Annotated in this window: 16 protein-coding genes and 1 tRNA gene; 13 read left to right on the plus strand and 4 right to left on the minus strand. The window is 41.4% G+C overall.

The genetic code is table 11. The features are described 5' to 3' along the window. Positions 1–14: 14 nt before the first annotated feature. The 6 genes from A4V03_RS01725 to A4V03_RS01750 all read left to right on the plus strand — a co-directional run bounded on the left by A4V03_RS01725 (position 15) and on the right by A4V03_RS01750 (position 12,659). A complete protein-coding gene (locus tag A4V03_RS01725; protein WP_065537714.1) occupies positions 15–1,640 on the plus strand; it encodes a RagB/SusD family nutrient uptake outer membrane protein in 1,626 nt (541 codons plus the stop codon). Positions 1,641–1,947: 307 nt separating this feature from the next. Then, on the plus strand, positions 1,948–4,233 hold the full coding sequence (locus A4V03_RS01730) for a GH92 family glycosyl hydrolase (protein WP_065537715.1): 2,286 nt from the start codon (positions 1,948–1,950) through the stop codon (positions 4,231–4,233). Positions 4,234–4,239: 6 nt separating this feature from the next. Beyond that, the gene (locus tag A4V03_RS01735) at positions 4,240–6,582 is read left to right on the plus strand and encodes a GH92 family glycosyl hydrolase (RefSeq protein WP_065537716.1); all 2,343 of its coding nucleotides are present in this window, start codon (positions 4,240–4,242) and stop codon (positions 6,580–6,582) included. Positions 6,583–6,595: 13 nt separating this feature from the next. Further along, positions 6,596–7,390, plus strand: a complete 795-nt coding sequence (locus tag A4V03_RS01740; protein WP_004313054.1) for a basic secretory family protein — start codon at positions 6,596–6,598, stop codon at positions 7,388–7,390. Positions 7,391–7,400: 10 nt separating this feature from the next. After that, on the plus strand, positions 7,401–10,658 hold the full coding sequence (locus A4V03_RS01745) for a GH92 family glycosyl hydrolase (RefSeq protein ID WP_084081194.1): 3,258 nt from the start codon (positions 7,401–7,403) through the stop codon (positions 10,656–10,658). 54 nt (positions 10,659–10,712) lie between these two features. Then, positions 10,713–12,659, plus strand: a complete 1,947-nt coding sequence (locus tag A4V03_RS01750) for a glycoside hydrolase family 97 protein (RefSeq protein WP_065537717.1) — start codon at positions 10,713–10,715, stop codon at positions 12,657–12,659. A 532-nt stretch (positions 12,660–13,191) separates the two neighbouring features. On the opposite strand, the gene A4V03_RS01755 is transcribed toward A4V03_RS01750, so the two are convergent. The 3 genes from A4V03_RS01755 to A4V03_RS01765 all read right to left on the minus strand — a co-directional run bounded on the left by A4V03_RS01755 (position 13,192) and on the right by A4V03_RS01765 (position 15,116). Beyond that, complete coding sequence (locus tag A4V03_RS01755) at positions 13,192–13,710, minus strand: NUDIX hydrolase (protein WP_024986865.1); 519 nt, start codon at positions 13,708–13,710, stop codon at positions 13,192–13,194. A 54-nt stretch (positions 13,711–13,764) separates the two neighbouring features. Next, positions 13,765–14,985 (minus strand): S-adenosylmethionine:tRNA ribosyltransferase-isomerase, encoded by a 1,221-nt coding sequence (locus A4V03_RS01760; RefSeq protein ID WP_065537718.1) that lies wholly within the window; start codon positions 14,983–14,985, stop codon positions 13,765–13,767. Between the two features lie 56 nt (positions 14,986–15,041). Further along, a tRNA-Pro gene (locus tag A4V03_RS01765) sits at positions 15,042–15,116 on the minus strand. Positions 15,117–15,637: 521 nt separating this feature from the next. On the opposite strand from A4V03_RS01765, the gene A4V03_RS01770 reads away from it, so the two are divergent. From A4V03_RS01770 to A4V03_RS01795, 6 genes are all read left to right on the plus strand, one after another. Then, the gene (locus tag A4V03_RS01770; RefSeq protein ID WP_008764213.1) at positions 15,638–16,882 is read left to right on the plus strand and encodes a site-specific integrase; all 1,245 of its coding nucleotides are present in this window, start codon (positions 15,638–15,640) and stop codon (positions 16,880–16,882) included. 2 nt (positions 16,883–16,884) lie between these two features. After that, a complete protein-coding gene (locus tag A4V03_RS01775; RefSeq protein ID WP_065537719.1) occupies positions 16,885–17,676 on the plus strand; it encodes a helix-turn-helix domain-containing protein in 792 nt (263 codons plus the stop codon). 52 nt (positions 17,677–17,728) lie between these two features. Then, a complete protein-coding gene (locus A4V03_RS01780; RefSeq protein ID WP_065537720.1) occupies positions 17,729–18,724 on the plus strand; it encodes a phage/plasmid replication domain-containing protein in 996 nt (331 codons plus the stop codon). 884 nt (positions 18,725–19,608) lie between these two features. After that, complete coding sequence (locus tag A4V03_RS01785; RefSeq protein ID WP_069108753.1) at positions 19,609–20,058, plus strand: hypothetical protein; 450 nt, start codon at positions 19,609–19,611, stop codon at positions 20,056–20,058. A gap of 640 nt (positions 20,059–20,698) precedes the next feature. Then, the gene (locus A4V03_RS01790) at positions 20,699–21,019 is read left to right on the plus strand and encodes a type II toxin-antitoxin system RelE/ParE family toxin (protein WP_065537722.1); all 321 of its coding nucleotides are present in this window, start codon (positions 20,699–20,701) and stop codon (positions 21,017–21,019) included. 5 nt (positions 21,020–21,024) lie between these two features. After that, positions 21,025–21,345: a HigA family addiction module antitoxin gene (locus A4V03_RS01795; RefSeq protein WP_009131819.1), complete on the plus strand. Its 321-nt coding sequence runs from the start codon at positions 21,025–21,027 to the stop codon at positions 21,343–21,345. A 202-nt stretch (positions 21,346–21,547) separates the two neighbouring features. Here A4V03_RS01795 and aroB read toward each other — a convergent pair whose 3' ends face one another. Further along, on the minus strand, positions 21,548–22,609 hold the full coding sequence (gene aroB, locus A4V03_RS01800; protein WP_065537723.1) for a 3-dehydroquinate synthase: 1,062 nt from the start codon (positions 22,607–22,609) through the stop codon (positions 21,548–21,550). An 81-nt stretch (positions 22,610–22,690) separates the two neighbouring features. On the opposite strand from aroB, the gene A4V03_RS01805 reads away from it, so the two are divergent. Then, positions 22,691–23,095 (plus strand): hypothetical protein, encoded by a 405-nt coding sequence (locus A4V03_RS01805; RefSeq protein ID WP_065537724.1) that lies wholly within the window; start codon positions 22,691–22,693, stop codon positions 23,093–23,095. Positions 23,096–23,110 lie beyond the last annotated feature (15 nt).

Genomic DNA, 23,110 nt, shown 5'->3' on the forward strand with positions numbered 1-23,110 from the left:
AAACCATAAGAATTATGAAACTATTAAAAGTATATATATCTGTATTTTGTATGTGTTCACTTTCTGTGTTGTTGAATTCATGCGACGATTTCCTGAAAGAAGAACCATTGGATATGAAGTCATCTGACCAATTCTGGAAGACGAAAGCTGATGCGGAGTCGGGTGTGAACGCATTGTATTTCGGTGGTGTACCTTATTTACATAACACTGATGTAGGCGGTGGCTGGACTCCTAAAGCGACAATGTGGGGTGGTATTGTGTCCGGATTGTACGTTGATAAGCGTAAGGATAGAACATTTACTACGGCATCCGAAGGGTGTAACTTCAATATTGAGTCTTTTGATGATATTGCAATGAAATACTGGCATGAGTTTTATAAAGGTATTTCACGTGCCAACTTTGTTATAGCCAATATTCCGACAATGACCGGGGTGCTGGATGAAGCTACTATTAATAATTATGTGGCTCAAGGTAAATTCTTCCGTGCATATGGATATTTCTGGCTGGTCAAAGAATTTGGTGGTGTTCCTTATATTTCAGAACCTTACACATCTACAGAAGGTATGTACAAAGAACGTCTTTCTGCTGAAGAGGTTTATAAGAAAATTGAAGCCGACTTGCTGGATATTGTCAACGGGGATGCATTGCCGAATAAAACGTTTTATGATAATGGCTGTTATGTCACTAGGGCAATGGCGCAGACTTTGCTGGCACAAGTTTATTTGCAATGGGCTGGTGCACCGTTAAACGGTGGAACAGACTATTATGGAAAAGCAGCACAGATGGCTTTGAAAGTGATCAATGATAGTCCTCACGAACTTATTCATCCGAATGGAACGACTGATGATTTGAGCTCGGCATATAATGTAATCAAGACTACGAAAAGTTCTGCAGAAATCATTTATGCTAAAGAATATAATTATAGTGATTATAGTGTAGGTAACTCTTATGCTTGCCGTTCTATCGGAGCGGATGCATTTCAGTGGGGAGTGTTCCATCCGGGAGGAGACGTGTTATATAATGCATACCTTCCCTGTGATATGTTGCTTAACAGCTATGATCCTGCTGATATTCGGGGACATGAGAAACAGTTTTTCTTTAGGGAATATACCGATGCTGCAGGGGGGACTCATACTTTGAACAATGCAGGCAACTGGGCATGGTTTGATGAAAATGCTTTGATTAGCGGTCATGACGGCGATTATAATATGCCAGTATTCCGTTTTGCGGAAGTCTTGCTGATTGCAGCCGAAGGTCTGGCACGTACAGGGCATGAAGATAATGCTGTCGGTGGCGCTAAATATTACCTCAACCAAGTGCGTAAACGCGCAGGACTGATGGATGAGACTGCTACAGGAGACAATCTGGTGCAAGCGATTTTGACTGAACGTCTGCATGAATTGCCGTTGGAATTTAAGATTTGGGATGACATTCGCCGTACTCGTTTGTATCCGGAAGCATCTACTGAAACTGGAAAGTTGAAATGGACTGCCCTTTCATCTGCTCAGATTCAGAACAAGCCTGATGGAAGCACAAGAGCCGGAGCCATTCCTGAATATGCTTTGTTATGGCCTATCCCGTTAGATGAAATTCAGGCTAATCCTGCGTTGGAAGGACATCAGAACCCGGGATGGAACTAATTAGGTAATAATAAATATTTGTTTCTGATAGAATTGGAGAGAGGGTAAAGGCTAATTATCCTCTCTCTATTGCTTAAACGGTTAGTCTTTCGGTTGTACTCTCATTGTATACACATAAATATTATGTTTTGATTCTCAGTTATTTAACTTGTACTCTCGTTGACACTCGTTTCCTTTGGTTGACTATACTGCTATTTTTTCTTATTTTGGCGTATCAGAGGACTGATAATTGCTGAAAGATGCTTTAATTTGTAACATAAATAAAAAAGACTTGATAATCTAGTATTAATAGTTTAATTCGTAGACCATGAACAAAAAGAAACTACTATCTTTCGCAATAGCCCTGCTATTGGGAGTTTCCTCTACCTTTGCACAAAAGCAACCGGTAGACTATGTGAATCCTTTAATGGGGACTGATTCGAAAATATCACTATCCAATGGAAATACATATCCCGCCATTGCGTTGCCTTGGGGAATGAATTTCTGGATGCCACAAACCGGAAAGATGGGTGACGGTTGGGCTTACACTTATGCATCCGACAAAATCAGAGGTTTCAAGCAAACGCATCAGCCCAGTCCGTGGATCAATGACTACGGTCAGTTTTCAATCATGCCGATGACTAAACAGTTGAAGATTGATCAGGATAGTCGTGCTTCCTGGTTCTCTCACAAAGCAGAGAAAGCCACTCCTTATTATTATAGTGTTTATTTGTCGGAATATGATATGACAACTGAAATAGCTCCGACAGAACGTTGTGCACATTTCCGTTTCACTTTCCCTGAAACCTCCGATGCCTATGTGGTAATAGATGCTTTCGATCGCGGTTCGTATGTGAAGGTGATTCCCGAAGAAAATAAAATAATCGGTTATACGACACGCAATAGTGGCGGTGTTCCTCAAAACTTTAAGAATTACTTTGTGATAGAGTTCGACAAGCCTTTTACTTTCAATAAAGTATGGGCAGACTATCATTTGGTTGAAACACATCTCGAACTGCAATCCAATCACGTGGGGGCTGCTATCGGATTTTCGACGAAAAAAGGAGAACAAGTGCATGCAAAAGTGGCATCCTCATTCATCAGCCCCGAACAGGCGGAACTGAACTTGAAAGAAATTGGTAATAAGACCTTTGAACAGACAAAAGAGGCCGGTCGTAAGGCATGGAACAATGTCTTGGGGCGTATCAAGGTTGAAGACAGCGATGAGAACCGTATGCGTACGTTCTACTCTTGTTTGTATCGTTCGGTGTTGTTTCCCCGTATGTTTTACGAGGTAAACGGTAAGGGGGAAACTGTGCATTACAGCCCCTATAATGGTGAAATCCGTCCGGGATATATGTTTACCGACACTGGATTCTGGGATACTTTCCGTTGCTTGTTTCCATTTGTTAATTTGATATATCCTTCAATGGGTGAGAAGATGCAGGCAGGCCTGTTGAATACCTATCTTGAAAGTGGATTCTTTCCTGAATGGGCCAGCCCGGGCCATCGTGGTTGCATGGTTGGGAACAATTCTGCTTCTGTAGTGGCGGATGCTTTCATGAAGAATATAACCAAAGCGGATGCAGAAAAAATGTATGAAGGTCTACTGAAAGGGGCCAATAGCGTACATCCGAAAGTTTCTACTACCGGACGCCGTGGATATGAATATTATAACAAACTGGGCTATGTGCCATACGATGTGAAAATTAATGAGAATGCGGCACGCACATTGGAATATGCATACGATGACTGGTGCATTTACCGTATGGGTGAAAAATTAGGTCGTCCGGCAGAAGAACTGGATGTTTATAAGAAAAGGAGTCAGAACTACCGTAATCTGTTCGATCCGGAAACTAAGTTGATGCGGGGAAAAAATTCCGACGGAACTTTCCAGACTCCTTTCAATCCTTTTAAATGGGGAGATGCCTTTACGGAAGGAAATAGTTGGCATTATACATGGTCGGTATTCCACGATGTACAAGGACTGGTTGATCTGATGGGCGGCAAGAAGATGTTTGTCAGTATGCTTGATTCTGTATTCAATCTTCCTCCTGTATTTGATGATAGCTATTATGGAGGAGTGATTCACGAGATTCGTGAAATGGAAATTGCTAACATGGGTAACTATGCACATGGCAACCAACCTATCCAGCACATGATCTATTTGTATAACTATGCCGGCGAACCGTGGAAAGCCCAATATTGGTTGCGTGAGACGATGAACCGCCTCTATCTTCCTACTCCGGACGGTTATTGTGGAGATGAAGATAACGGTCAGACTTCGGCTTGGTATGTATTTACTGCATTGGGTTTCTATCCGGTATGTCCGGGCAGCAATGAATATGTGATGGGAGCTCCTTACTTTAAGAAAGCAACGATTACACTAGAGAACGGCAAGAAATTGGAAATCTCCGCCCCGAAGAATAACGATGATAATCGTTATATTCGTTCATTGAACTATAATGGCAAGAATTATACAAAGAATTATCTGAACCATTTCGATCTGTTGAAAGGCGGTCGTCTGGTGTTTGATATGGATAACAAACCGAATAAGGGAAGAGGTATCAACGAATCAGACTTCCCGTATTCATTCTCTCGTGACGCAAAGTAAGCTGATATGAATAATTTGAGAAAGAAAGTATTGATGATGACTATGGCGGCAGCAACTTTGTCCGCCATAGCCCAACAGCCGGTAGACTATGTGAATCCGATTATCGGGACCAATGGGATGGGGCACACTTTTCCCGGTGCTTGCACTCCTTTCGGATGGGTACAGTTGAGTCCGGACACAGACACAATTCCGCATAATGTAAATGGAGCTTATCAGAAAAATGCCTACGAGTATTGTGCCGGTTACCAATATAGGGACAAGACCATTGTTGGCTTCAGTCACACTCATCTTAGTGGTACGGGACATTCTGACTTGGGAGACATCTTGTTGATGCCTGCTGTTGGCGATGTGAAGTTAAATCCCGGTCGGGCGGATTATCCGGAAGAGGGATACCGTTCACGTTTTGACCATGCTACAGAAAAAGCTGTTCCCGGATATTATGAAGTGATACTGGACGATTATGGCATTAAGGCCCAACTGACAGCAACACAACGGACGGGTATACATAAATATACCTTCCCGAAAGGAAAAGATGGTCATTTGATTTTGGATCTGGTGCATGGTATTTATAATTATGACGGCAAAGTTCTATGGGCCAATTTGAGAGTCGAAAACGATACTCTGTTGACCGGATATCGTATCACCAATGGATGGGCGCGTACGAATTATACCTATTTTGCTATCTCTTTGTCACAGCCGATTAAAGACTACGGATATAAGGATAAGGAAAAAGTATTGTACAATGGCTTTTGGCGTCGTTTTAAGTTGGAAAAGAACTTCCCCGAAATCACAGGTCGAAAAATCGTGGCTTACTTTAACTTCGATACCGCTAACAATTCGGAACTGGTTGTAAAAGTGGCATTGTCGGCAGTCAGTACGGAAGGGGCCATTAAGAATCTGCATGCCGAGGCTTCCGGAAAGAGTTTCGAACAGTTGGCGGAAGCTGCTCGTACAGATTGGAATAGTGAACTGAAACATTTCGAGATCGAAGGTACGCCCGATCAGAAAGCAATGTTCTATACTTCTCTTTACCACACCATGATTAATCCGTCTGTGTATATGGATGTAGACGGTTCCTATCGTGGGCTGGATCATAACATACACCGGGCGGAAGGATTCACCAACTATACTATATTTTCCCTTTGGGATACCTATCGTGCGGAACATCCTTTCCTGAATCTGGTGAAACCGGGACGCAATGCGGATATGGTGGAATCCATGATTAAACATGAGCAACAAAGCGTGCACGGAATGTTGCCGATATGGAGTCTGATGGGAAATGAAAACTGGTGTATGAGCGGTTATCATGCTGTGTCTGTACTGGCGGATGCAATAACCAAAGGCGTCTTTTCGAATGTGGATGAGGCATTGGCGGCAATGGTCAGTACATCCACCGTTCCGTATTATGAAGGTATAGCTGATTATATGAAGCTGGGATATATTCCGCTTGACAAAAGTGGTACAGCAGCTTCTTCTACTTTGGAGTATGCATACGACGATTGGACTATCTATCAGACAGCTTTGAAGGCAGGTAACAAGGAAATAGCGGAGACTTACCGAAAGCGTGCCCTCAATTATCGTACTATCTATGATACAAGTATTGGTTTTGCACGTCCCCGTTATAGTGACGGTTCTTTCAAGAAAGAGTTTGATGTATTACAAACCTATGGTGAAGGTTTTATTGAAGGCAATTCATGGAATTTCTCTTTTCATGTGCCACACGATGTATTTGGCATGATCGACTTGATGGGAGGAGAAGGGACGTTCGTGCAGAAATTGGATGAACTGTTCTCCATGCATCTGCCGGAGAAGTACTATGAACATAATGAGGATATTACGGAAGAATGTTTGGTCGGCGGATATGTGCATGGGAATGAACCGAGCCACCATGTTCCTTATCTATATGCGTGGACTTCCCAGCCGTGGAAATCACAGTACTGGCTGCGTGAGATTCTGAATAAGATGTATAAGAATGATATTAACGGATTGGGTGGAAATGATGATTGCGGACAGATGTCAGCATGGTACCTTTTCTCCGTGATGGGCTTCTATCCGGTTTGTCCTGGTACAGACCAGTATGTATTGGGAGCTCCCTACCTACCTTATCTGAAGATGACGCTTCCTAATGGAAAGACATTGGAGATCAAAGCGCCGGGTGTCAGCGATAAGAAACGTTACGTGCAGTCGCTGAAATTGAACGGCAAAGTATACGACAAGATGTATATTACACATGAAGACCTTTTGAAAGGAGGCGTGCTTGAATTCAAGATGGGTGCGTCACCTAACAAACGCCGCGGATTATCACCGGAGGATAAACCTTATTCATTAACTAACGGAATCAATCAATAATCAATAAAGAAATATGAAAAAGATACATTTAATCTATGCTGCTTGCCTGCTGGTAGGTATGGGGGCTTGTGCTGCAAGTGTGCAAAAGCAGGTGAAGGATAATTTTGATGTATGGAAAGAGTACAATACAGGTGCTATATTGTTTGAGGATAAAGCACCGGAAACGTTGGGATCGGACATTTATCACCGGATTATTCCCGATGCTGAATCGTACATCAAGGAACAGGCACGTACTGTATTAGCTACTCTTTACAATTCTCCGGAAGATAGTATTCCCGCAGTGCACAAGATACATTATACTTTGGAAGATATCAACGGTATTTCTGCTAAAGGCGGTGGCAATGGTGATGTGACGATTTTCTACAGTACACGTCATATTGAAAAATCTTTTGCAGCGAATGATACGGCAAAGTTGTTTTTCGAAACGCGCGGGGTATTGTTGCATGAACTGACACATGCTTATCAGCTGGAACCGCAAGGAATCGGTTCTTATGGAACCAATCGTGTGTTCTGGGCATTTATTGAAGGTATGGCAGATGCTGTACGTGTGGCAAACGGTGGCTTCGATGGTCCTAATGCCCGTCCGAAAGGCGGGAACTATATGGACGGTTATCGTACGGCAGGTTATTTCTTTGTCTGGTTGCGTGATAACAAAGATCCTGAATTCCTGCGTAAGTTCAATCGCAGTACGTTGGAGGTGGTGCCTTGGTCGTTTGATGGTGCTATCAAACATATTTTAGGGAATGAATATAGTATTGACGAATTGTGGCATGAGTATCAGGTCGCTGTAGGTGATATACAAGCATAATAATGTAAATATGGTGAGTGTAATGGGTAAAAGAGGATTGTTTTTAGTATGGCTGTGCCTGGTGAGTATTTTGCCAGGCATGGCTCAAACCGAGAAACTGATTGATTATGTGAATCCATTTGTGGGAACAGATGGTTATGGTAATGTGTATCCGGGTGCGCAGATTCCTTTCGGAGGAATTCAGATGAGTCCGGACACGGATAGTAAATACTATGATGCGGCTTCCGGTTATAAATATAATCATTCCACCTTGTTGGGGTTCAGTCTGACTCATTTAAGCGGGACTGGTATACCTGATTTGGGAGACTTCTTGTTTATTCCCGGAACAGGAGAGATGAAACTGGATCCGGGGACACGTGAGGAGCCGGCAAAGGGATATCGCTCACGTTATTCTCATGAAAAGGAATGGGCATCACCTAATTATTATGCGGTGGAACTGTCTGATTATGGAGTAAAAGCTGAAATGACGTCAGGGGTGCGTAGCGGTATGTTCCGCTTCACCTATCCTCAATCGGATAAAGCTTTTATAATGATCGATATGAACCATACTTTATGGCAATCTTGTGAATGGGCGAATCTGCGCATGGAAAATGATTCTACCATCACCGGATATAAACTGGTGAAAGGCTGGGGACCGGAACGGCATATCTATTTCACGGCTACTTTCTCTAAAAAGTTGACCGGCTTGCGCTTTATGCAGAATAAGAAGCCGGTGATTTACAATACTTCCCGGTTTCGTAGCAGCTATGAGGCTTGGGGAAAGAATCTGATGGCTTGCATCTCTTTTGATACAAAAGCCGGAGAGGAAGTGATTGTAAAAACTGCTATTTCATCGGTCAGCACAAACGGGGCAAAGAACAATATAGCGGAACTTGCCGGACTCACTTTCGATGACCTGAAAGCTAAAGGAGAAGCACTATGGGAAAAAGAACTGGGAAAATATACCCTTACTGCCGACCGTAAAACGAAAAGAACATTCTATACGTCGGCTTACCATGCGGCTTTGCATCCGTTCATCTTTCAGGATGCAGACGGGCAGTTTCGAGGATTAGATAAAAATATAGAAAAAGCCGAAGGGTTTACCAACTATACGGTATTCTCTCTTTGGGACACCTACCGGGCTTTGCATCCCTGGTTCAATCTGGTTCAACAGGAAGTGAATGCCGATATTGCCAATTCCATGTTGGCTCATTATGATAAAAGTGTGGAGAAAATGCTTCCTATCTGGTCGTTTTATGGAAATGAGACTTGGTGTATGATTGGTTATCATGCCGTTTCCGTATTGGCTGACATGATTGTGAAGGGAGTGAAAGGATTCGATTACGAACGTGCGTATGAGGCTATGAAGACCACGGCGATGAATCCGAATTATGACTGTTTGCCGGAATATCGTATGATGGGATATGTGCCTTTCGATAAAGAGGCGGAGTCAGTATCTAAAACATTGGAATATGCGTATGATGATTATTGCATGGCACAGGCTGCCAAGGCTTTGGGTAAGGAGGATGATTATCGTTATTTCTTGAATCGTGCACTCTCTTATCAGACTTTGATTGATCCGGAAACGAAATATATGCGTGGCAAGGACAGTCAGGGAAACTGGCGTACACCGTTTACTCCGGTAGCTTATCAGGGCCCCGGATCTGTAAATGGATGGGGGGATATTACGGAAGGCTTTACTGTACAATATACCTGGTATGTACCACAAGATGTACAAGGATATATGAACGAAGCTGGCGAAGACTGGTTCCGCAATCGGTTGGATGAACTGTTCACGGTAGAGTTGCCGGATGACATACCGGGAGCACATGATATTCAAGGCCGTATCGGAGCCTATTGGCATGGAAATGAACCTTGCCATCATGTAGCGTATCTTTATAATTACTTGAAAGAACCTTGGAAATGTCAGAAGTGGGTCCGTACGATTGCTGACCGTTTCTATGGCGATACTCCGGATGCATTAAGTGGCAATGACGATTGCGGACAGATGTCGGCTTGGTATATGTTCAATTGCATTGGCTTTTACCCGGTGGCTCCTTCAAGCAATATGTATAATATCGGTTCTCCTTGCGTTGAGGCAATAACAGTTCGGATGAGTAACGGAAAAGCTATTGAAATGGTAGCAGATAATTGGTCACCGAAGAATGTGTATGTAAAGGAGTTGTATGTGAATGGCAAGAAGTATGACAAATCTTATTTGAAATATGAGGATATACGTGATGGCGTGAAACTACGTTTTGTCATGAGCAGTAAACCGAACTATAAGCGTGCGGTATCGGATGAAGCAGTAGCTCCTTCTTTGTCGTTGCCTGGAAAGACAATGAAATATCAGGCAACTCTTTCAGAGAAGAAAACGAGTGGCAATCCTGTTTTTAAAGGTTGGTATGCCGATCCCGAAGGAGTCGTGTTTGGAGATGAATATTGGATCTATCCTACGTATTCGGCACCTTATGATGAACAAACCTTTATGGATGCTTTTTCGTCTAAAGACTTGGTGAACTGGACAAAGCATCCGAAAGTCATATCAAAAGAGAATATCAGTTGGCTTCGTCGTGCTCTTTGGGCGCCAGCGGTGCTTGCGGCGAATGATAAGTATTATCTGTTTTTCGGAGCCAATGATATCCAAAATAATAATGAAGTGGGGGGAATTGGTGTCGCTACGTCAGATAATCCTGCCGGACCTTTTAAGGATGCTTTGGGCAAGCCGCTGATTGATAAGATTGTTCATGGCGCTCAACCTATCGATCAGTTTGTATTCAAGGATGATGACGGGCAATATTACATGTATTATGGTGGCTGGGGACATTGTAATATGGTGAAAATGGCTCCTGACTTGTTGAGTATTGTTCCTTTTGAGGACGGAACGATGTATAAGGAAGTCACTCCGGAAAACTATGTGGAAGGACCATTTATGTTGAAACGTAATGGAAAATATTATTTCATGTGGTCGGAAGGTGGCTGGGGACTCCCGAACTATAGTGTAGCATATTCCATTTCAGATTCCCCCTTTGGTCCGTTCAAAAGGGTTGGTAAAATCCTGGAACAGGATCTTTCGGTAGCTACCGGAGCAGGGCATCATTCGGTGATAAAAGGAGCCGGAGAAGATGAGTGGTATATTGTTTATCATCGTCGTCCGTTAGGTGAAACAGCGGCAAATAGTCGTGAAACTTGTATTGATCGAATGTATTTTGATGAAAACGGGTATATCAAACCTGTGAAAATGACTTTTGAAGGAGTATTACCCAGTCCGTTTGATCGTACGAAGTGATGTTTTTATTACATTTGCCACTGTAAAACGATGAATTAATTAAATATCTAAATCATGAGAAGATATATCCTGTTAGTTGTGTGTTTGTGCTTGGTTTCACTACTTCATGCGCAGAACCGGTTAGAGTTGGTTTCTCCCAATGGAGAACTGAAAGTGTCCTTGAATCTCTCGGATAAAATCTATTATAGTATAGATTATAACGGAGATGTATTGTTGAAAGACAATTCTCTTCTGTTGGTTCTGAAAAATCAAGTGTTGGGACAGAATCCTAAGTTGCGTCGTCAGAAGCAATGGAATATCGACGAGCAATTAACTCCTATTGTTCCTTTGAAATATTCGAAAGTCAGTAATCGTTATAATCAATTGCTACTGACCTTCAAAGACTATTCAGTAGAATTCCGTGCTTTTGACGATGGAGTTGCTTACCGGTTTATTACCTCACAGAAAGGGGATGTTGAAGTAATGAACGAAGAGTGTGCTATCAACTTCCCGTCGGATTATCTTCTTCACTTGCAACAACCGGGAAGTTTCCATACAGCTTATGAGGAACCTTACACACATGTTCAAAGTAATGCGTGGAAGCCTGAAGAACGGATAGCTGTTTTGCCGGTATTGGTTGACACACAAAAAGACTATAAAATATTAATCAGCGAGTCGGATCTGGCTGATTATCCATGTATGTTTCTCAAAGGAACGGGCACGAACGGAGCAATCTCTGTTTTTCCTAAAGCTCCGCTTGCGTTTGCCGAGAACAGTGATCGTAGCGTGAAGATTACTCAAGAAGCTGATTACATTGCGAAAACAAAAGGTACGAGAAATTATCCTTGGCGTTACTTTGTGATAAGTAAAAATGATAAGCAGTTGCTTGAGAACACAATGACTTATAAACTGGCTAAAAAGAATCAACTCCAGGATGTTTCATGGATTAAGCCGGGACAGGTGAGCTGGGAATGGTGGAATGACGCTTCTCCTTACGGACCGGATGTGAATTTTGTTTCCGGTTATAACTTGGATACTTATAAGTATTACATTGATTTTGCTTCTAAATTTGGTATTCCATATATCATTATGGATGAAGGCTGGGCTAAAAGTACGCGTGATCCTTATACGCCTAATCCTAAAGTTGACTTGCACGAGTTGATTCGTTATGGCAAGGAAAAAAATGTAGGGATTGTGCTTTGGCTGACGTGGTTGACGGTAGAAAACAATTTTGATCTTTTCAAGACTTTCAAGGAATGGGGAGTAAAAGGACTTAAGATTGATTTCATGGACAGAAGTGACCAGTGGATGGTCAACTTTTACGAACGGGTAGCCCGAGAAGCAGCCAAGCATCATTTGTTTGTCGATTTTCATGGATCTTTCAAACCGGCCGGACTGGAATATAAATATCCGAATGTGTTGTCTTACGAAGGAGTGCGTGGCATGGAACAAATGGGCGGTTGTTATCCGGATAATAGTCTGTATTTGCCGTTTATGCGCAATGCTGTCGGTCCGATGGATTATACTCCCGGAGCGATGATTAGTATGCAGCCTAATGTGTATCGGTCGGAACGTCCTAATGCTGCAAGTATCGGAACACGTGCTTATCAGTTGGCACTCTTTGTGGTTTTTGAGAGTGGTTTGCAGATGTTGGCGGATAATCCTACTCTTTATTATCGTAATGAAGATTGTACCCGTTTCATCACACAAGTTCCCGTAACGTGGGACGAGACTGTGGCACTGGAAGCTAAAGCAGGTGAATATGTCATTGTAGCAAAACGGAAAGGAGATAAGTGGTTTATAGGAGGAATGGCTAATAATGGTAAAAAGGAACGTGAGTTTACCATAAAGTTAGATTTCTTGAATAAAGATCGCTCTTATCAAATGACCTCTTTTGAGGATGGTATCAACGCAGGACGTCAGGCGATGGATTATCGTTGCAAGTCATCCCAGGTGAAAGCCGGAGAGCAGCTAACTATAAAGATGGTTAGAAATGGCGGCTTTGCAGCTGTCATTGAGTAACAGAATATTTAATTTATAATGTTCCTCCCTCTCTTTCAAATTTAAATTTAACAGCGTCTCCCAGAGAAGATTTTTGAATTTCATTTCTCATATTCTCATTCGTTAGATGTAAATGACAGAAAACTAATAGGATAGATTATGAGAAATGATTTTTGAAACAGCATTTCTCATAGTTTCTCCGTAAAAAAGCTCGGATTTGATCCTGTTTCTCATACTTGTTGCATTCATTTCTCATAGTGTATCGGAAATAGTAATGAATCAATGAAACTATGCAATCTTCGTTTACTTCTGTTACATCTTTCATTTGTCCCATATATTGTGGGAAAGTATTCCCTCATATTATGGGAATTTATTCCCGCAAAATGTGGGAATACTTTCCCTACTAATAGGGAATCTTTTCCCTGTTAACTGGGAATACTTCTCTTGTTAATAGGGAAACTTTGCCTCACTGTACTTCTTTGGTATTAGTTGTGTACTTCCCTAATTTATAAGAAAGTCTGCTATTTGAAAAGATTATTACTTGGATAGATTATTACTTGGGCAGAGAAGGAATAAGAGAGGCTTTTTTCAGCTCTTCTTCGAAGTTGGGAGTGAAGATTCCTTTACCCAGATTTTCTTTTATTTCTTCGATCTTCCAAAATCGTCCATCGTCCAGTTCGTCGCTGGGGTGGATTTCTTCCTCATAAACGGTTTTGTGGACAAAAACAAGCTCTTTTTCACGGCTGGATTCAAAAACATAACTGGTGAGAAGCTCGGGGGTGAAGTCTGTGATGCCTAATTCTTCACGGACTTCTCTCTTTAGGGCGATTTCTACACTTTCGCCCAAATCAATATGTCCGCCCACAGCCGTATCCCATTTTCCTGGTTGAATGTCTTTCCATTCGGGACGTTTCTGTAAGTAGATGTCTCCTTGGGCATTGAATACGTGAAGGTGAACCACCGGATGAAGCAGTTTGCTACCACTGTGACATTCTCCGCGAGTGGCGGCTCCGGTGATATTTCCTTGTTCGTCTACGATAGGGAACATTTCCTGGTTATTATCGCTTGGCATAGTGTCTTTTATATTGGGTAAAATTGGGTAAAATCTTTCGGAGAGGAGAATATTTTATGGTATTAATAAAGAAGAATCTCCATAACTTAAGAACCGGAAGTCATGCGCCAGTGCATAATCATAAATAGTGCGCCAATTCCCTTTTACAAAAGCTGAAACCAAAAGCAGCAAGGTACTTTGTGGCTGATGGAAATTAGTAACCATCGCTTTCACTATTTTATAATTGTATCCTGGTGCTATGATAATCTGTGTACTGGTGTGAAGGGTTTCCAAACCATTCCTGTCGAGATATCCTAATATCTTTTGCAGCGCAACAACGGGAGGAATCTGGTCGTACTTTTCATAAGGCTGCCATTGTTTGACACGCAGTTCTTCTTCCGTAGCGTATGGATTTTCAGCCAATGTGACTCCAATGTGATACAGACTTTCTAGAGTTCGTACAGAAGTAGTCCCTACTGCAATAGCACGACCGTCGTGGTCAATCAGTTTTTTGATGGTGCTCCGGTTGACCGATATATATTCCGTGTGCATCTCGTGACCTTCGATTTCTTCACTTTTTACAGGTTTGAATGTGCCTGCTCCTACATGTAGGGTTAATTCTTCAAGATCAATCCCTTTCTCTTGAAGTGCATCCAATACTCGTGGAGTGAAATGTAATCCCGCCGTGGGCGCAGCTACCGAACCTTTTATTTTAGAATAAACAGTCTGATAAGTCTCCTTGTCACTTTCTTCTGTATCCCGGTTTAAGTAAGGAGGAATAGGAAGTTCTCCGAATACTTCAAGGATATCGGCAAACGTCACTTCCGGATTATCCCATGCAAAATCTACCCAATGGCTGGTTCCTTTACATTCTCCTCGGGTAACGGTCAGGGTAATAGGGAATCCTTTGACGGTCATTTCGCGTTTCAACCGTCCGTCTTTCCATTTCTTCAGATTGCCGATCATACAAAGCCAGGCGGCATGTGCTGTCTGTTGGAAATTCAAGACATAATCGTTTGGCTGGATCGGCTCAAGACAAAACACTTCGATCAGTGCTCCCGTCTCTTTTCGAAAATGGAGGCGTGCCTGGATGACTTTCGTATTATTGAATATCATCAGGCTGTCTTGCGGCAGATATTCCGGCAAAGAAGTGAAAACATCTTCACTGACTTCTCCACGACGGTATATTAAGAGTTTGGACTGGTCGCGGGTAGGCAACGGGAATTTTGCAATACGTTCATCCGGAAGAGGATAATTGTATTCACTGATATGGATATGTCTAGTATCTTCTTTCATTGTTTTCAAAATAAAAAGAGGTTAGAACCCATTCGGTTTCTAACCTCTTTAACCAGTCGGGGTGACTGGATTCGAACCAGCGACCACACGCCCCCCAGACGCGTACTCTAACCGGGCTGAGCTACACCCCGAATTGCGGATGCAAAGGTAGTGCTTTATTTTAAATCTACAAATAAATCGTTGTAAAATATATATATGTGTCTGTTGCAAATGATTTATCTTGCTTATTATTAGTGTTATACATTCATACGGTCAAGTGCTATTTAGATAAGATTCTAAATAGCAATGAGGCAACTTCGGTGGTTGTTTTATATCCTATATAGTGCAAAATACATGCAAAAAGCCTCGTCTTATTGCAATAAAAAGCGTCTAATCATCCCGAAACCTTAATCGAACCTTAATCGAACCTTAATCGAAAAACAGGACGAACAATTGGGATGCAAATAGACTGCAAGGTTAATGTAGGTTAAAGTCTGTCCCAATTTCGCAATGTTTTAAGGAACCTTCCTTGTTGAGCCATTGCAATGATGTAGTTTTAATCATCGGAATTATCTATCTTTGCATTGAGCGAGAGTGAAGCTCTATACTTTATTCCTATGTAAAGTGTAAAATAATTTCGTCGGCCATATAACTTAAAAAGAAAAACAACAACATGGCAAGGACAAAAATCGTGCTTTTCAAAAGCAACATTAGAAGGGACGGAAGCTGCCCCGTCTGTTTAAGGGTGGCAAAAGAGGACAAAACAAAGTACATCGACTTGCAACTGTCGGCAACGAAAGGACAATGGGACGAATTGGCATCCCGATTTAAAAAAGACAAGCGTGTCAATCCTAACTACGAAAATTACAATGCGTTGCTGAACCGTTATGAAGTTCGAAAGGATGAAATCCTACAAAAGTTCATGGAGGAACGGGTAAACTGGACGCTTAACCAGTTCGAAGAGGAGTTTCTTGGTATGTCAAAGCAGGGTAAGGTTTATGACTACTTCATGCGACAGGTGGAAAACCTAAAAGCCACAAGGCATATCGGTAACGCAAAAGTCTATGAGCGTACTTTGCATATGCTGGCAAAGTATGATGACAAGATTGAGGAACGACTGTTTTCCGAGTTGGATGTAAAGTACATCAATCGGTTTAACCTTGAAATGGAAAAAGACGGCTGTTGCGGAAACACCCGTAAATACTACCTCAAAACATTAAGGGCGGTTATAAACAAGGCGATAAAAGAGCGTGAAGCCTCATCAAACACCTATCCTTTCGGTAAGGGTGGCTTTGAAATCGGTAAGCTGGCAGAGGAAACAGCCAAACGCTACCTTTCACCACATGATTTGGAGCTGATAAAAAACTCGCCTCAACAAAATCCTGTGTTGGAGTTGTCCCGTAGGGTGTTCCTGTTTTCCTATTTATGTTTCGGTATGAGTTTTATAGATGAAGCCATGCTGACTAAAAACAATATTGACACGTTTGGGACAGAGGAGCATATCGTTTATAAAAGACAAAAGACACAGAACGCTAAAAATGCAAAGCCTATAACAATACCTGTAACCCCTGCCATAAGAGAGCAGTTGGAATGGTTTAAGGCAAATACTGCTTTGACAGGCAACTATTTGCTGCCAATAATAACAAGGGATTATGAGGGGGAACAACTGTATGACCATATCCGTAGTCGTTACAAACGTATAAATGACGGTTTAAAGCAATTAGGCAAGTTGCTCCGTATTCGTATGAACCTGACTACCTATGTCAGCCGTCATACAATGGCCATGACCTTACAAGGCAATGATGTCCCCCGTGAAATTATCAGCCAAGCGTTGGGGCATCGTAATCTTACAACGACAAACGTATATCTTGACAGTTTTTCAACAAGCGTATTAGACAGAGTAGCTAAAATCCTTTAATTATGAGTATGGCAATAAATATGCCTTTGGGCGGCTTGATAGACAAGTCGCTCAAAGGGGAAGCCCGTTTTGCGCATGAGGAATGGTTGCGCACCTATGTAAAAAGACTAACGAATGGTAATAAGACAAAGCTAAAACAGGCTTTAAATGAGGTGGATGAGGCTATAAACCAATGGCGGGACGGCTTCTTCATATCCACTTATGATGAAAAGTTATCAGCCGTCCGACAAGGCAAACTAAACATGGACAGCCAAGAGTTGGAAGATGTCTATAACGAGGAAACCTATTTGCAAAAAGAGGGTAAAACAGGTTTGGTTGCAGATTTCCTGTATAATTCCATAGCTCAATACGGCTTTATCAATGAACATCACCGTGATGCAATAGAGAGCGCATGGATGTTTCACGACATGGAGTTTTTACAACAGCAATGGGAGTATTACGCTTTGGTTCAAATAAGGTCGTTGCGGGCAGTTATTGTTTCCATGCTGGGAACAGTACCAACGATACCCGAAACCGAACCACAGAACGCCAAAAGAGAGCCAAAACGGATAGAAGATTATCCCGAAGTGTTTGATATTACACTTTGTTGTGAGCTTACGAACTATGCAAAGGACACTATTTACAAGTGGACCCGTACCCGTGAAATACCTTGTCATCGTTCCGGGACAAACGGGCGCAAACTCGTGTTCAAGCGTGACGAAATCGTAGCGTGGATGACTGCCCGAAAGCAGGAAACCAAGGACGAATTTATAAAACGAATGGAAAGCCAGTTAGCTGCACGGCTTCGTAAATAGTTAATATGCTTTATTATGTATAACTTTCTATATACATTCCAATCTCACAGCCATGTATGACAAAATCAAATTAATGCTATATGACCTGCCAACAGGGTACGACTGGCAAACAGTCCTGCAACGTACAGTTGTAAAGGACTATTTTGCCAATGGTACAGGTGGTAAGGGGTATTGGCTTGGACGTAGAGTCATAGCCACAGAAACGTATGTGTCATTCGAGGGCAGTCTTCCTAAATGTCTGTGGGGACATAATCTAAAGACCTTGTCATTACAACAAGTCAAGTGGCTTATAATGAAGTTGAGCAAGGACTTGGGTGTACCTATGTATAAGGCAGTGGTGGAGTCTGCGGAGTTTGCACATAACTTTAGTATGACAGAGCCTCCTATTATGTATATGCAGAAGTTGGACGCCATGAAGAAATTTAGACCTAATGAGTGGAATGGTACTAAGTACATAGAGGACGAAGAGGTGCGTTGCAAGTTTTATGATAAGATACAGGAGGCAAAGAAGAAGCGTGAGTTGCCTAAATATGGAAGAGAGAACTTGCCGAGAAACTTATTGAGGTACGAGGTGACATTTAGCACCAAAGGACTGAATAGGTTGTTTGGTAGGGATATAGTGGCAGAGGAGCTTTGGAGTAAACAGGTATTTTGGACGCTGGTTGCAGAGTGGTTTGGATATTATGAGGATATGGTGAAACTGCCTAATGACTGTTGGGATGTGGATTACCATATTTTTGAGAGCGCCAAAGACTTTGCCAAGTGGTGTATTTGTATAGCAAATGCCGACCAAAACCTGTCTTATTATGTGAAGCACGTCCTTTTTAAACTTCGGGCAAATCCGCAGCCATCCGACCGTGTCCTACATGGGCAAATACAAAAGAAAATCCAAGAAGCGTTGGAGTGGGGCAAAAAACATCTGACTCTCCCTAACCTGACCTTGGAACTGACAGGCAAAATAGAACAATATCTTGCCGGGCTGTTGGAGCAGTCGGCAGACGGTATGAGCGTCGCAGAGGAACGACGAATATTCAATACCGCCTGTTAGTCCTCTTTCTATTCAAATAAGGCTTGGTAATCATCATAGGGTGTAAACTCCACTTCCTAAGTTTACTCTTCGGGTGATTATCAAGCCTTATCTTTTAATAGAGGGGGCTATTGGTCGTGCACAGCCAAAAACTTATCAGATACAATAAAAGTGTTCGGTGGGGTGTAATAATGGCTTAAACGCTCTAATACGAGGTTGCTTAATTCTATGTGATAAGGTGGGTATGCTCGGTCGATAGAATGAATACAGGTTGTAAGTAAAGAGGATGTAACACTCTCAAATCTTCATTGTATGATGATAAACTTATGTAATGACAGGGTACAACATCATAGAGGGTTTGCAATGTGGAGGGCGAAAATGTCATATAGCACCTAAAAACGAGTGGAATGTAATCGAATGGTAAGGTCTGTTTGAGGTCGTGGGTATGATGATGAGGCTGTTTCGAGGCATCCATAAGAGATACGACATTTCAAAATGCAATAGTCTCATCGGAGTTCCCTCCCTAAAATCTTGTGAACTATCAATAAATGAGTAAATTTGTTCCACGACATCCCTAAAAACGTTTGTAGAACGTTGGATTTTAGTTATATTTGTCCCGCTAACAGGTTAACGACCTGTTGGTGACATATTAATTAAAGGAAGCGTTTAGCTTTATCCCGTTTTAGAAATTCTGGTAAAATTTCATGTGGTACGGGGATAGACGATACAAACGCTCATGCTAATCTTGTATATATCAGTGATATATATGGCTTGGCGTGGGGTGTCGTTTTATCTTGTACCACGGGTTTACCAGAGCCTCTAAAACAGATAATTCTAACAGCCTCACGCTATCTTTTTATATAAACCTTTCCTGTCGGGGCTGTGGGGAGCAAATCTACGATATTATGAAAAGAGTTTTATTAGTTTGGGTCTTGTTAGTTGTTTCCGTTACTTGTTTTTGTCAAGGAGGGGGTATTTTAGGATATAAAATGACTGATGTAAAATTCGGGAACAATTATTCGTCCACTACAAGCAAGGTTAATTTCGTAAATAAGGGGCAAGGAGTATATACTATTGACGGGATAAGCAGGGATGGGAAAGAGGATGTTTTTTCCGCAACATTGCAATATGTTGGGATGTTTGAGGGCGAGTATAAGTATAAAGGTATATTGGCATATAAATTAGAGCTATATTCAAATGTCGTTGTATATACACCTCATAAATTGAGCACATATACAACTGTTGGGAATGACCTTCCTTCTAAAAATATGATAGAGTTTTATATCTATGAAAAGAATGGGCTGGGTGATGTTAGTTTTAAAACAATATTCCAATTGACATTTCCACATTACTGATATATGTAGTAAGGCTTCTAACGGAGCGTCTAAGACATGGGTAGGGCGATAGCTGTCCTACCCTGTTTGTTATAATGGGTTTGTCTCTAATAGAGGCATTAACGAATACTTGTAAAATTTGCTATGCAATAATGCAAAATCCACATAGCAAAAGGCAATAATCGGATTAAATAAACCAAGTTTCCCGGAAACCTTATTCGTAGGGTATTCGCAGGTAAAAAATAAGGAGTTAAGTATTGTCTTAACTCCTTGATTTGTATGTTGTTATAAGTTTATTATCGGTAATCTTATTCAATTCCCCCAGACGCGTACTCTAACCGGGCTGAGCTACACCCCGAATTGCGGATGCAAAGGTAGTGCTTTATTTTAAATCTACAAATAAATCGTTGTAAAATATATATATGTATCTGTTGCAAGTGATTTATCTTGCTTATTATTAGTGTTATACATTCATACGGTCAAGTGCTATTTAGATAAGATTCTAAATAGCAATGAGGCAACTTCGGTGGTTGTTTTATATCCTATATAGTGCAAAATACATGCAAAAAGCCTCGTCTTATTACAATAGATAAGAAATAATTCGCTAATATTGCGAATTATACAATTATATGTTACCTTTGTATTATCAAAGAACAAATGCATGAATGTAGAATTTGAAAAAGAGTATTTGGTAGAACTTTACGAAAAAGGAAAGACCGATGATAAGAAACATCGATTTCAGCCTCAAATTATCAATGGCTATTTGAAGTGTGTTAAGGCTCTATTGAATGCTTCCCGAATGGAAGATTTATATCAATATAGAGCTTTGAACTATGAAAAGTTGAAAGGTGATAAAAAAGGGCTTTCCTCTTTGCGTATCAATGACCAATATAGGTTGGAATTTCGGGAAATTACCAATGCAGGCAATCAAACAGTTGTAGAAATATGTTCTTTGGTAGATATTACGAATCATTATAAATAGGAACTATGAGTATAACAGCGAACAATTTACAATCATTCCGTCCCTACCATCCGGGAGAACTGGTTAAGGAAGAATTGGAATGCAGAGGCATAAAACAAAAGGACTTTGCAAAGAAGTTTGGTTTGTCTTATTCCGCTTTAAATGAGACGTTGAATGCAAAACGACCAATAACCACTGAGTTTGCTTTGCTCTTAGAGGCGGCTTTAGGTATCAATGCCGATTTGCTGGTAAGAATGCAAACAGACTATAATATACAAGTGGCACGAAAGAATAATTCTTTGCTTGAAAAGTTGAATAATATAAAGAAGATAGCAGCCGTATTTTGAAGTGGATACACAAAGCGCACCTGTAAACTCTTCAATGCAACAATGTGTTGGTTGTTAATAGATTAACATAGAGTTTAAAATGGTATAATTATCTTGCACACATCTGCAACGGTATCTTACACGCTCTTATATCTCTATGTATCAATCGAATAAATACAAAGAGTGTAGGTGTGCAAAATAATTATATCATTTGTAGGATAGATTAAATTCCCATACATTCGCGATAGAAGTCGAGCATCTCGAAGATAGTGTCCTTATCGGCAGTCTGATTGATGCAAATGTCTCCGATATCTTTCAGTAAGGTGAAATTGATAGTACCTGAAGTATTCTTTTTATCATGCGTCATAAAGGCATACAATTGGTCATATTTTTTGCAGTCGAAGGTAAATACGCCATAATTCTCCTTGATAAACTGGATCGTTTGCCGCATTTTCTCTTTCGGGAAACCTACTTTGAGATGAGAAAGATACAGTTCGCACACAATTCCCCAAGCTACTGCATATCCATGTAATACAGGACGGTTTTCTGCCAGTGCCATACTTTCGAACGCATGTCCTACGGTGTGTCCCAAATTTAATGCTTTGCGGATTCCATGTTCGAGGGGATCCTGCTCTACGATGTCTTCTTTCACTTGTACCGATCGACCTACCAATTGTTTGAGAGCTGCATAATCAATACTAGAGGAATCGAATTTGAGCAATTCTGCCCAATGTGCCGTATTACTAATCAACCCATGCTTCAACATTTCAGCATATCCGGAGAAGAAATTGTGTGTGTCCAATGTGCGTAGGAATTCCGTTTCAATCAATACACTGTTTGCCGGAGCGAAAGCACCGATTTCATTTTTCAGTCCGTTGAAGTTGATTCCTGTTTTACCCCCCACTGATGCGTCCACCATAGCGAGCAGGGTGGTTGGTATATTGATATAGGAAATGCCCCGTTTGAATGTAGCTGCGGCAAAACCTCCTAGATCTGTCACCATCCCTCCTCCTAGATTGATAAGTAAAGAGTGGCGGGTAGCCCCTTGAGTGCTTAATGCCATCCAGACGGAAGCGAGTGTTTCCAGAGTTTTATGTACATCTTCTGCTCCGATACAGATTTCTACAGCATCTTTCAACAGACCCGATTCTTTTAGAGAGGGGAGACAAAGACGCTGGGTATGCTCGTCTGTGAGGACGAATAATTTGTCATGCGGACATAGCTCAATGGCACGACCGAGGCTCGTTTCCAAGCTTTCGCAGAGAATAACTTCTTGTTTACTCATGATTCTTTTTGCTTTTTTACTCTGCAAATGTATATAAAATATCTTTTTTTGCTTACTTTTGTCTCGTTAAAACGTTTAATCATGAAAGCATTATTACCTGTATATTGTCGTCCTTTAGGATATGTTGTCTTGTTGGTTGCTCTGTTCATCCCTTTTATTTTGGTGATGCAGGGAGTGGTGACTGATACTAATTTGCTGTTTTATAAAGAATGTACAAAGTTGTTGATGATGGCAGGATGCTTGTTAATAATCTTTGCATTAAGTAAGAATGAAAGCCGTGAAACGGAGCAAATCCGTAATTCGGCTGTTCGTAATGCCATCTTTTTGACATTCTTGTTCGTTTTTGGTGGTATGTTGTGGCGTGTTATGCAAGGAGATGTGATAAACGTCGATACTTCCTCTTTCCTGACTTTTCTGGTTTTTAATGTGCTTTGTCTGGAGTTTGGTCTGAAAAAAACGCTTGTTGATCGATTCTTTAAAAGATAATTTTCTTTTCAATTA

It is taken from the genome of Bacteroides caecimuris (genome assembly GCF_001688725.2).
GTDB lineage: Bacteria > Bacteroidota > Bacteroidia > Bacteroidales > Bacteroidaceae > Bacteroides > Bacteroides caecimuris.

Bases quoted from the DNA above. Each gene is read 5' to 3' on its own strand.
- aroB (WP_065537723.1), bottom strand. From the start codon at position 22,609: ATGAGTAAACAAGAAGTTATTCTCTGCGAAAGCTTGGAAACGAGCCTC.
- A4V03_RS01790 (WP_065537722.1), top strand. From the start codon at position 20,699: ATGAATGTAGAATTTGAAAAAGAGTATTTGGTAGAACTTTACGAAAAA.
- A4V03_RS01725 (WP_065537714.1), top strand. From the start codon at position 15: ATGAAACTATTAAAAGTATATATATCTGTATTTTGTATGTGTTCACTT.
- A4V03_RS01770 (WP_008764213.1), top strand. From the start codon at position 15,638: ATGGCAAGGACAAAAATCGTGCTTTTCAAAAGCAACATTAGAAGGGAC.
- A4V03_RS01785 (WP_069108753.1), top strand. From the start codon at position 19,609: ATGAAAAGAGTTTTATTAGTTTGGGTCTTGTTAGTTGTTTCCGTTACT.
- A4V03_RS01780 (WP_065537720.1), top strand. From the start codon at position 17,729: ATGTATGACAAAATCAAATTAATGCTATATGACCTGCCAACAGGGTAC.
- A4V03_RS01730 (WP_065537715.1), top strand. From the start codon at position 1,948: ATGAACAAAAAGAAACTACTATCTTTCGCAATAGCCCTGCTATTGGGA.
- A4V03_RS01750 (WP_065537717.1), top strand. From the start codon at position 10,713: ATGAGAAGATATATCCTGTTAGTTGTGTGTTTGTGCTTGGTTTCACTA.
- A4V03_RS01795 (WP_009131819.1), top strand. From the start codon at position 21,025: ATGAGTATAACAGCGAACAATTTACAATCATTCCGTCCCTACCATCCG.
- A4V03_RS01735 (WP_065537716.1), top strand. From the start codon at position 4,240: ATGAATAATTTGAGAAAGAAAGTATTGATGATGACTATGGCGGCAGCA.
- A4V03_RS01755 (WP_024986865.1), bottom strand. From the start codon at position 13,710: ATGCCAAGCGATAATAACCAGGAAATGTTCCCTATCGTAGACGAACAA.
- A4V03_RS01775 (WP_065537719.1), top strand. From the start codon at position 16,885: ATGAGTATGGCAATAAATATGCCTTTGGGCGGCTTGATAGACAAGTCG.
- A4V03_RS01740 (WP_004313054.1), top strand. From the start codon at position 6,596: ATGAAAAAGATACATTTAATCTATGCTGCTTGCCTGCTGGTAGGTATG.
- A4V03_RS01805 (WP_065537724.1), top strand. From the start codon at position 22,691: ATGAAAGCATTATTACCTGTATATTGTCGTCCTTTAGGATATGTTGTC.
- A4V03_RS01760 (WP_065537718.1), bottom strand. From the start codon at position 14,985: ATGAAAGAAGATACTAGACATATCCATATCAGTGAATACAATTATCCT.
- A4V03_RS01745 (WP_084081194.1), top strand. From the start codon at position 7,401: ATGGTGAGTGTAATGGGTAAAAGAGGATTGTTTTTAGTATGGCTGTGC.